The organism is Francisella sp. 19S2-4, assembly GCF_036281795.1.
Classification (GTDB): domain Bacteria; phylum Pseudomonadota; class Gammaproteobacteria; order Francisellales; family Francisellaceae; genus Francisella.
On record NZ_JAWUZH010000059.1, the window covers coordinates 1 to 10,438 of the forward strand.

Here is a 10,438-nt window from a genome sequence, read left to right on the forward strand (position 1 = left end):
ATACTAATATCTGTAACATCTGTATTTTACAAAATATATCTAACAATTTGGGATATTAATTCAACAGTCTTTTTTATCTATTTATTTATTTTCAGGAATAGTTGTTGGTATCTTAGCTGCATGGGTTGGAGCAGGTGGAGGAGCAGTAATCATTCCAGTAATGTTAATCGTCTGTAAGTACCAAGGCATATCAAATGAGATCTCAATTCATTTAGCAATTTCTACTTCATTGGCATTTATTATGGTAAATGCAATTTATAGTTCTTACAAACATTTCAAGCATGGCAACTTAATCACTAAAATTTTTAAAAATGCATTTCCCACAATTATTATTGGAGCTGCACTTGGTACTATAATAGGCCAGATTATGCCTGCAAAAGCAATTGAAATATTATTTGCGATTATATTATTGATTAGTTTAATTAAAACATTTCGTCTTAACAAAGCTCATACAAATACAGATATAAGAATACCTTCTAAAAAGTCATGTTTAGTTTTTGGTTGTGCTACAGGGTTATTATCAAGTATAGTAGGTATCGGTGGCTCAAGTATTGTTAACCCTTATATGAAACATTATAACTATCCTATGAGAAATTGCGCAGCTATGGCGGTATCAACCTCTTTTCCTGTTGCTCTAATCTCAACAATTACTATGCTAGTATCAAGTTATCATGCTTTAGGAATTCCTGCATATAGTTTTGGCTATTTATATCTGCCTGCATTTTTAGGGCTATTAGTTGGTTCACTCGTTGGAACATCAGTAGGAATCAGAATTGTTAAAAGATGTCCAGAAACAATCTCAATTTGGTTATTTAGAATTATTTTAATTTATGTAATTATTGATATGTTATAAAACAATAGAAAGTAATTTTCAAAATACATTTAAAGAATTAATATGAATTAAAAATAAAAGATTATAAGAAAGTTTTTAAGAAGGCTGATCTAGAAGGATGCTTAAGCTTTCTAAGAGCTTTTGCTTCAATTTGTCTAATACGTTCTCTTGTTACATTAAATTGCTTACCAACTTCTTCTAAAGTATGGTCTGTATTCATACCAATACCAAAACGCATCATAAGAACTTTAGCTTCTCTTTCTGTTAATCCAGTTTCTATAAGCTCTTTAATAGCTTCTCTTAAGTTCTCTAAATTAGCTGCTTCTATAGGAGAGTAGTTATTTTTATCCTCAATAAAATCACCTACTGTAGAATCTTCATCATCACCAATTGGACTTTCCATTGATATAGGTGTATGAGAAATATTAAGAATCTTCTTAAGCTTATCTTTAGTCATATTAGGAGTATATTCAATAATCTCCTCTTCAGTAGCTTCACGCCCTTTTTCTTGTAAAATTTGACGCTTAATTCTATTAACTTTATTAATTGTTTCAATCATATGAACAGGGACGCGGATTGTTCTTGCTTGATCCGCTATTGAACGTGTAATAGCTTGACGAATCCACCAAGTTGCATATGTGGAAAACTTGAATCCCTTACGATAATCAAATTTATCTACAGCCTTCATTAAACCAATATTACCTTCTTGAATAATATCTAAGAAATGAAGTCCTCTATTTGTATATTTCTTTGCTTCAGAAACAACTAGCCTTAAGTTTGCCTCAATCATTTCTTTTTTAGCTTGAGTAATTTTCGCTTCACTCTTTGAAATTTCAATATTAACATTTTTAAGCTCTTCAATATCCATCATCATTAGACTTTGAAATTGATTAACTTGCTTAGTAAGATTTTTAACTTCTCTAATAACATTATCTGTAAATCGATACTTTTTAGTTAAAGGCTCAAGCCAATCAATAGAGCCTATTTTATAAGCTGTTAAAAATTCTGCTCTAGGAGTTTTTGCTCTATCAACACATAATCTTAATATTTTTCTTTCAAATTCTTTTACTCTAGCATAAGGTAATCGAATATAGTCTACTAGCTTTTGTAAATGAGATGTTGAAAGTCTTAATAGTTCAAATTCTTTGACAATTTTACTATAAAGCTTTTTAGAAGGTTTTTCTTGATATTCTTCAAACATCTTCTCAAGGTTAGTAAAGAATTCGTAAGCCCTTTGAGTATCAATTTTTTCATCATGATCATCTTCAGCAACTTTTTCTTCTACTGTTTGCTCATCACTAAAACCTGCCATAATTTCATTAAAACGAATATATTTAGCAACAGGTTCTTCTTCTATATCTTGAGAAGACATGTAATCTAGAGCTTTTTCTTCTAATTCACGAAATCTCTCAATATATGTTTTAACTACTATAGGATAACTTAGAATTGTACTGAAAACTTCTGTAGTACCTTCTTCGATTCTAATAGCAATATCTGTCTCGCCTCTTTTATCTAAAAGGTCAACAATCCCCATTTCACGCATATACATACGAATTGGATCTGAAGTTTTACCTCTTAGATCATCAAGATTTGCTTCACTAACTCTTCTTTCATCTTCTTCTTCTAATTCAGGAGTTCTATCATAGACATCAATACCTGCATCAACAAGTATAGCCTCTATTTCTTCATATTTTTTTGGATCATCAGAAACATCGCCTGGTAAAGCATCTAATATATCAGCTCTGGTTAAATAACCTCTTTCCTTACCATCAATTATTAAATCTTTAAGATCTGAGAGTAAATCTTCTTTTGTCATCTAATACTCCAATAGAATTTTATTTTATTTACTACTTAATTTTGCTATTAAATATTTACGTTCCATCTCTTGAACTTCAGTTCTAAAAGGCAAAGTACCTAAATATTTAAGTTGTTCTTTTACGCTATATCCTTCAACCCTTTTTAGATCTTTCAGAATCTGTGGGTGATAGTTTTCACTATCAGATTTTTTTCTAGTATTCTTTATTCCATAGCTTAATAACTCAAAGAAATACTCTCTATAGTCAGGATAATCCTCTGTCAATAGCTGTATAAGTATAACAGCTTCAATTTCATTAGATGAGTCTTCTTTTAGAATTTTCAAGCTTTTTGCTAAAAAATCTAATCTTTTTGATGACGAAAAAATTTCAAAATCATAATTTTGTTGCAATATCCGAAAGTCTAAGATATTTACAAATAACTCAGACAACAATTCTTCCTCTAAGGATAAATTTTTCGAAAGTCTTTTTTGCTTAATAACACTAGCATTTATATTTTGTAAATTATCATACCCACTATTTTTTCGTATCTTTAATAGCTTCTTTATTTGTTCAACTTTTATGCCTATTTTCTCAGCAATGGTTGCAATAATACTTTCTGAATATATATTATCATCAACATCTGATAAAAAATTTTTTAGACTTTCTATAACTTCTGCTTTACATTCTGCTTTACTAAGATCTTTTTCTCCAAAAAAGTTTTCTATCAAAAATTCTGAAACTGGCAAAGCATCTTCTAAAGCTTTATTAAACTTATTTAACCCATAAGTTTTAATAAAATCATCAGGGTCTTTATCTTCAATTAGTGTTAATATTTTTAACTTTTTATTTCCATCTAATATAGGTAAAACTATTTTAATAGTCCTAAGAGCAGCTTTTTGTCCTGCCAAATCACCATCAAAACATAAAATAACTGAGTTTGTTTCTCGAAAAAGAATTTTTGCATGATTCTGTGAAAAAGCAGTACCTAACGTAGCAACAGCACCATAAAAACCATATTGTGCTAAGCCTACTACATCCATATACCCTTCAACTACAACTAAACTTTGACTTAGATTCTCTGGCTTTTGTTTTTTATATTCTCGATACTCATATAACCCATACAAAATATTATTTTTTTGGAAAACTAAAGTCTCTGGTGAGTTAATATATTTAACACCATCGCTATCATCTATGACTCGCCCTCCATAGGCAATTACATTTCCTTGAATATTTCGAATAGGAAACATAACTCTACCTCGAAAGCGATCATAAATATTACCTTTATCATTTTTTATAGCTAAACCAGAATTAATTAGTACTTCTTCTGTCACTTTAGCAGATTTGGCAAGTTGCGTAATATTATTCCACCCTTCTGCAGAATATCCAATACCAAAAAATTTAGCTAAATCACTATTTACTCCCCTCTTCTTGAGGTAGTTTATAGCTTTATCTTTAGTATCAGAACTCCCTAAATTCCAACGGTAATACTTCTGCGCAACCTCTAAGAAACTAATACATTTATTATATAATTGTTCTTTTTGCAAATCTTCTTCAGAATAATTTTCATACTCAACCGTTTTACCAACTATTTCAGCTAGATTCTTTACAGCATCTATAAATTCTAAATTATTAATTTTCTTAACAAAAGAAAGAGCATCTCCAGATTCTTGACAACCAAAACAATGAAAAAAATTTTTATCTGGTGTTACAAAAAATGATGGCGTTTTTTCATTGTGAAATGGACAACATCCTTTATAATTTTTACCTGATTTTTTTAAATTAACATATCTTGAAACGACATCAACTATATCAGCATTAGCCACAAGCTCTTTTATAAAATTATTTGAGACTCTTTTTGCCATAATGATGTCAAGATAAAAATCTTACACTAGATTAGATTTGACTATTGCACTGACTTTACTCATATCTGTTCTGCCAGCTAATTCTTTTTTTACATTTGCCATAATCTTACCCATCTCTTTCATAGATGTCGCGCCTACAGCTTCTATAGCTTTCTGAACTATAGCAACTACTTCCTCATCGCTAAGTTGTTTTGGCATGTATTGAGTCAACACTTCAATTTCCTTTTTCTCACCTTCAGCTAATTCAGCTCTATCAGCTTGAATATACTGATTATAAGAGTCTTGTCTTTGCTTAATCATTTTTGTAATAACTGCTATGACAATCTCATCTGTTATATCTACTTTTTCATCTATCTGCTTTTGCTTGATCGCAGACATAGCCATACGAATAGTAGTTAATCTAATTTTATCTTTAGTTTTCATAGACTCTTTCATATCAAGAGTCAATTGATCAAAAATTTGTGACATATTCAAAAAAGAATTCCTAGTGAAAGGTGAGAGCCCTAGGCTCTCGAGGTGGTTTAAATAAAAAACTATCGTCCAACTATTATATTGCTTCTATAAGCTCTCTTAACAGCTGCAGCTTTTTTTCTTTTGCGTGCCCAAGTTGGCTTTTCAAAGTACTCTCTACGACGTAGCTCAGATACTATCCCTGCTTTTTCGCAAGATCTTTTAAATCTTCTAAGTGCAACGTCAAAAGGTTCTCTTTCTTTAACTCTAACGCTTGGCATACTTTCTCACCTCACTTAAATGCCAGTTATCCGTTATAAAAAACTAAGGACTTATGCCCATCGATAAATTTTACAGGATTATATCATATAGACTCATAAATTCAAGTTTATGTTTTATACCACTTGATACGATGATTCAAACACATATATCTAGAAGATATATAAATCTTATAATGTTCGGCTGTATTTATATTACATAAAATGCTATTATCTGAAGTTATTATTGTTTTGAAAAACTACACGGATTTAGAGTTTTGTATAAAAAAACTAAGTTTTTAATAACACTATTTATTTTTACAATATGTGTTAGTAATACATTTGCAGCGAGCACACGTAGCCAAATACAATATCTTGTAAAAAAATATGGCTTAACAAATGCTAAAATTGCAATAGCTACACAAAGAACGATGAATGGGGAAAATCTATATTCATATGCAAAAGATAGAGCTATGGAACCTGCGAGTAACAATAAAGTTTTTACAGTAGTAGCAGCCTTATTTACTCTTCCCAGTGATTTTAGATTTGTAACATCTGTAAATTATCCAGCTAATAGAGTTAAAAATCATATATTATATAGTGATATGTATATAAAATTTTCTGGTGATCCATCTTTAACAGGAACTCAGCTTGCTACTCTTATTAAAAAAATAAAAACAGATAAAGGTATAACAAAAATTACTGGAGATATATATCTAGTAGGCATATTCTCTGGTCCATATATCCCTCAAGGATGGTCAAAAGAAGATAGTACGTTCTGCTATGGGGCTCCTGCATCTAGCTTTACAATGAATAGAAACTGTACAGTTATTAAATTAGCTAAAAATCCTAATAGTCTTTCAACTCGGGTAATCAAACTAAGCAACTCGAGTAATATTGGAGTTGATAACTCTGCAAAATATACAAGTTCTTCAAAGCCTACGCTTATCCGTATGGATGATAATAATGTTATACACATAGATGGATATCTATCTAGAACTGCTGAAAAAATGTTTGAACTAGCTATTAAAAACCCTGCTTTAAAAACATTAGACTCAATAAAAGACTTTTTAGATAGTGATGGAATTAAACATGGAAATATATCAATAGCAAGTAATGTCCCTACAGGTTACCCTGCTCAAATAACCACTTCTTCAGCTACTATCGGATATATTATAGACAAAACACTTAAACACTCTGACAATCTATATGCTGAAACAATATTAAACACAGTAGCATTTGAAAAAACAGGCATAGGATCAACTAAAGCAGGTACGGATGCTGTACAAAACATTATATATGATAAGCTAGGTCTAGATACTTCTGCTTTAACGATGTATGACGGTTCAGGCCTTTCAGAATTAGATAGAGTATCACCAAATTTTATGGTCAACTTTCTAACCAAAACATTCAATAGTCCTGTTGGTAAAAAGTTATACCAGTACTTACCAGCTTCAGGAATGAGTGGCACTATAGCATACAGAATGGGTGGAAAACTTCTTGGTAAAGTTCATGCTAAAACAGGTACTCTTGCTGGTGTATCAACTCTATCTGGATATGTTTTGACTGCAAAAAATCATCGTATAACATTTTCTATTATGTTAAATGACTTAAAACACTCAGATCGTTATAATGCTCGTAGATTTCAAGACAAAGTAGTCGGTGTATTTTATAGGAACTTATAATGAAAAATATAATCAAACTATCAGGCTTAATTATAGCTGTGGCAATCTTAGGATCTTGTACAACTGCTCAACCTAAAAATATAAATAATGCTTGTAGCATTATTCATCAATATCCAGACTGGTATTATGATATGGTTGATTCATATGATCGCTGGGGAATTCCTCTAAATGTACAAATGGCTTTTGTAAGACAAGAGTCTTCTTTTAGAGCAGATGCTAAACCATCTATGCAATATTATTTTGGCTTTATACCTAAAGGTAGAGCTTCAAGTGCTTATGGATACTCTCAAGCATTAGATGGCACATGGGATCATTACAAAAAGCAAACTAAGCAATCTTTTGTTTCCAGATCAAACTATGCTGATGCTGTTGACTTCATAGGTTGGTATTTAAATGATGTTCATAATAAAACAGGAATCAGCAAAACAGATACTTATGATTTATATCTTGCATATCATGAAGGTATTGGCGGATATAAACGAGGTAGTCATAGAAATAACTCTTTCCTAAAAAATTATGCTCGTAAAACTGCTGAAGTTGCCAAAAAATACTCTGCCCAGTTAGAAAGCTGTGAAATTCCACGTAAACCTCTACTATCTTACATTTTTTAATGATGGATAATAAAATGAATTCTAAACCTTTTAAAATTATAACTAATATTCGCTGGTCAGATACTGATAAAAATGACCATGTTAATAATGGTAAATACTTTGATTATTTCGAAGAAGCTCGAACAACATGGGCATATGAAAATACTGGTCTTATGAATTGGGCTAAAGAGAACTCTATTCAATTAGTAATTACAGAACAAAGTTGTAAATATATAGTTGCTTTACAACACCCTAATAAAATAGAAGTAACTCAATATATATCTAAAATAGGCGCTGCAAGTATTGAATTTGATTATGAAATTAGAATTTTAGGTAGTGATAATATAGTTACTAAAGCAAAAGCTAAATTGGCATGCTATAACTCAAAAACTGCTAGACTACATAAACTTCCTGCAGATTTAAAACAAAAAATTTTAGAAAAGAATGATTGATACAAACAAACAAAATTTAAAAAAACTTGAGAAACAAATACTCAGAAAAACTGCCCAAGCTATTAATCAATACAATATGATTGAGGATGGTGATAAAATAATGGTCTGCTTATCAGGTGGTAAAGACTCTTATTGTCTCCTTGAAATGTTATTGTTGCTGCAACAAAAAGCCCCTATAAAATTTGATATAATTGCTGTTAATTTAGATCAAAAGCAACCCGGATTTCCAGAAGATATTCTGCCAAACTATCTAAAATTAAGAAATGTTGATTTTCATATTATTGAAAGAGATACATATAGTGTTGTTAAAAAAGTGATTCCAGAAGGTAAAACAACTTGTGGACTATGCTCAAGAATGCGTCGAGGTATCTTATATGACTTTGCTGAAGAAAATAATATTACAAAAATTGCCTTAGGCCATCATAGGGATGATATTATCGAAACATTTTTTTTAAATATATTCTACAATGGCTCAATAAAAGCAATGCCTCCCAAGCTAATAAGTGATGATAGACGAAATATTGTAATTCGCCCTCTTGCTTTTGTTAGTGAAAAAGAAACTTCAGAATACTCACAACTTAAAAACTTTCCAATCATTCCTTGTAACCTATGTGGGTCTCAAGATAATTTGCAAAGAGTATTTATAAAAGATATGCTAAACAAATGGGAAGAAAAAAATCCAGATCGAAAAAACGTAATATTTAAAGCTCTATCAAATATATCACCTTCACAGATGTTGGATAAAGAGCTTTTTGATTTTTTTAATATTTCGAAAGATAATATACAAAGATAAACAAGGAGAAAACATGAATTTAAAAAAAATAGTAGCTATTACATCATGCTCGCTAATAGGTTTAACTGTTAATGCATATAGTGATACCAAACCTACTGGAATAACTGTAGGGCCTCAAGCAAGTTATACTGTTGGTTATCAAATTGGCTCTGGAATAGCTAATCAGAATTTTGGTATAGATAATTCGGAAGCTGCTAAAGGATTTGAAGATGCTTTAAAAGGCAATCAACCTAAAATATCTAAAGAGCAAATGCAGAAAGATATGGAAATACTAAAGAATAAGTTAGCAAAAAAACAAATTGATATAGCAAAACAAAATGAAATAAATTCAGAAAAACTAATTAATGAAATATCTAAAATTGATGGTATCACTAAAGTAAACGATGGTGTTTACTATCAAGTAATAGAAAAAGGTGATGGTAAAAAACCAAATGCAGATAGTAAAGTAACAATTGCGTATAATGGAACAACTCCGGCTGTTGCTTATGAGAAAGATAATGAAAAAGCCTTAAATGCTATTAAACAAGGAAAACTTATTGGATCAAGCTTTGACTCTAGTGAAGGTGTTTCATTCCCTCTTACAAATTTAATTAAATGTTGGAAAGATGCGATACCACAAATCCCAACAGGATCTACAGTTATCCTATATTGTGCTCCTGATACAGCATATGGAACAAGAGCTCCTGCAGCTATAGGACCAAATCAAGTTCTTTCTTTCAAAATAACTCTTAAAAGCTTTAGCTAAATAAACTTCTACAAATACTATCTCTGCATTATACTAATAAATAATATAAACTTTATAATGTAGATTTTTTATGAATTGCATCATACTTGATGACTATCAAAATATATCTCTAAATCTAGCCAATTGGTATGAGTTAGAAAATATTAATGTAACTAATTTAACTCAACATCTACAAGGTAATAACCTAGTAAAAGCTTTATACAATGCCGATATTATTGTAATTATGCGTGAAAGAACTCCTTTGACTCGAGCATTATTAGATAGATTACCTAACTTAAAATTGATAGTAACTTCTGGAATGAGAAATAATTCTATAGATATAGATGCTACAACAGAAAAAAATATTACAGTATGTGGTACTAAAAGTTTAAAACAACCTCCTATGGAACTAACTTGGGCATTGATATTAAACCTTTCAAGACATCTTTTAAAAGAAACAAATGCAATTAAAAATAATAGTTCTTGGCAGTCTACTCTTGGATATAGTCTACAAGGCAAGACACTAGGACTACTGGGATTAGGCCATATTGGAAAACTTATGGTACCCGTTGCTAAAGCATTTGAAATGAATGTGATTGCATGGAGTCCAAACTTAACCAAGAAACGTTGTAATGACGTTGATATTACTTTTGCAGAATCTAAAGAAGAACTATTTAAACGATCTGATTTCATTTCAATACACCTTGTATTAGGAGCACAAACTAAGAATTTAGTAACATATGATGATTTATCATTAATGAAGCGTTCTGCTTTTTTAATAAATACTTCTCGTGCAGAGATTATTAATCAAAATGATTTAATAAAAGCTTTAAATGAAAATAAATTTAGTGGAGCAGGTCTTGATGTTTTTGAACAAGAACCACTTCCTGAAAATCATCCTTTTAGAAAATTAAATAATGTAAAAGACTGTTGAATTAATATCCCAAATTGTTAGATATATTTTGTAAAATACAGATGTTACAGATATTAGTATTTT

11 protein-coding genes are annotated in these 10,438 nt (G+C 30.4%); 7 read left to right on the forward strand and 4 right to left on the reverse strand.

Annotated features, from left to right (window positions below):
- Positions 1 to 109: 109 nt before the first annotated feature.
- A complete protein-coding gene (locus tag R8535_RS10015; RefSeq protein WP_329498919.1) occupies positions 110 to 853 on the forward strand; it encodes a sulfite exporter TauE/SafE family protein in 744 nt (247 codons plus the stop codon).
- Positions 854 to 914: 61 nt separating this feature from the next.
- Here the strand turns inward: R8535_RS10015 and rpoD are convergent, their stop codons facing one another.
- From rpoD to rpsU, 4 genes are all read right to left on the reverse strand, one after another.
- Positions 915 to 2,648 (reverse strand): RNA polymerase sigma factor RpoD, encoded by a 1,734-nt coding sequence (gene rpoD / locus R8535_RS10020; RefSeq protein ID WP_329498903.1) that lies wholly within the window; start codon positions 2,646 to 2,648, stop codon positions 915 to 917.
- A gap of 24 nt (positions 2,649 to 2,672) precedes the next feature.
- Complete coding sequence (dnaG, locus tag R8535_RS10025; protein WP_329498905.1) at positions 2,673 to 4,490, reverse strand: DNA primase; 1,818 nt, start codon at positions 4,488 to 4,490, stop codon at positions 2,673 to 2,675.
- Positions 4,491 to 4,511: 21 nt separating this feature from the next.
- Positions 4,512 to 4,958, reverse strand: coding sequence for a GatB/YqeY domain-containing protein (locus tag R8535_RS10030; protein WP_329498907.1), 447 nt, complete (start codon positions 4,956 to 4,958; stop codon positions 4,512 to 4,514).
- A 65-nt stretch (positions 4,959 to 5,023) separates the two neighbouring features.
- On the reverse strand, positions 5,024 to 5,221 hold the full coding sequence (gene rpsU / locus R8535_RS10035) for a 30S ribosomal protein S21 (protein WP_329498908.1): 198 nt from the start codon (positions 5,219 to 5,221) through the stop codon (positions 5,024 to 5,026).
- A 254-nt stretch (positions 5,222 to 5,475) separates the two neighbouring features.
- Here rpsU and dacB point away from each other — a divergent pair, with 254 nt between their 5' ends.
- The 6 genes from dacB (at position 5,476) to R8535_RS10065 (ending at position 10,375) form a co-directional block, all read left to right on the forward strand.
- A complete protein-coding gene (dacB, locus tag R8535_RS10040) occupies positions 5,476 to 6,882 on the forward strand; it encodes a D-alanyl-D-alanine carboxypeptidase/D-alanyl-D-alanine endopeptidase (RefSeq protein ID WP_329498909.1) in 1,407 nt (468 codons plus the stop codon).
- Positions 6,882 to 7,493: a transglycosylase SLT domain-containing protein gene (locus tag R8535_RS10045; RefSeq protein ID WP_329498910.1), complete on the forward strand. Its 612-nt coding sequence runs from the start codon at positions 6,882 to 6,884 to the stop codon at positions 7,491 to 7,493. The genes dacB and R8535_RS10045 overlap by 1 nt, the downstream gene beginning before the upstream one ends.
- Before the next feature lie 14 nt (positions 7,494 to 7,507).
- Positions 7,508 to 7,924, forward strand: coding sequence for an acyl-CoA thioesterase (locus tag R8535_RS10050; RefSeq protein WP_329498911.1), 417 nt, complete (start codon positions 7,508 to 7,510; stop codon positions 7,922 to 7,924).
- Positions 7,917 to 8,717 (forward strand): tRNA 2-thiocytidine(32) synthetase TtcA, encoded by an 801-nt coding sequence (gene ttcA / locus R8535_RS10055; protein ID WP_329498913.1) that lies wholly within the window; start codon positions 7,917 to 7,919, stop codon positions 8,715 to 8,717. The genes R8535_RS10050 and ttcA overlap by 8 nt, the downstream gene beginning before the upstream one ends.
- Positions 8,718 to 8,730: 13 nt before the next feature.
- Positions 8,731 to 9,462: an FKBP-type peptidyl-prolyl cis-trans isomerase N-terminal domain-containing protein gene (locus tag R8535_RS10060; protein WP_329498915.1), complete on the forward strand. Its 732-nt coding sequence runs from the start codon at positions 8,731 to 8,733 to the stop codon at positions 9,460 to 9,462.
- Positions 9,463 to 9,532: 70 nt separating this feature from the next.
- A complete protein-coding gene (locus R8535_RS10065; protein ID WP_329498917.1) occupies positions 9,533 to 10,375 on the forward strand; it encodes a D-2-hydroxyacid dehydrogenase family protein in 843 nt (280 codons plus the stop codon).
- Positions 10,376 to 10,438: the final 63 nt, after the last annotated feature.

Coding starts and splice junctions, on each gene's coding strand:
- rpsU (WP_329498908.1), bottom strand. CDS start 5,221: ATGCCAAGCGTTAGAGTTAAAGAAAGAGAACCTTTTGACGTTGCACTT.
- dnaG (WP_329498905.1), bottom strand. CDS start 4,490: ATGGCAAAAAGAGTCTCAAATAATTTTATAAAAGAGCTTGTGGCTAAT.
- R8535_RS10045 (WP_329498910.1), top strand. CDS start 6,882: ATGAAAAATATAATCAAACTATCAGGCTTAATTATAGCTGTGGCAATC.
- ttcA (WP_329498913.1), top strand. CDS start 7,917: ATGATTGATACAAACAAACAAAATTTAAAAAAACTTGAGAAACAAATA.
- R8535_RS10030 (WP_329498907.1), bottom strand. CDS start 4,958: ATGTCACAAATTTTTGATCAATTGACTCTTGATATGAAAGAGTCTATG.
- R8535_RS10065 (WP_329498917.1), top strand. CDS start 9,533: ATGAATTGCATCATACTTGATGACTATCAAAATATATCTCTAAATCTA.
- R8535_RS10060 (WP_329498915.1), top strand. CDS start 8,731: ATGAATTTAAAAAAAATAGTAGCTATTACATCATGCTCGCTAATAGGT.
- rpoD (WP_329498903.1), bottom strand. CDS start 2,648: ATGACAAAAGAAGATTTACTCTCAGATCTTAAAGATTTAATAATTGAT.
- R8535_RS10050 (WP_329498911.1), top strand. CDS start 7,508: ATGAATTCTAAACCTTTTAAAATTATAACTAATATTCGCTGGTCAGAT.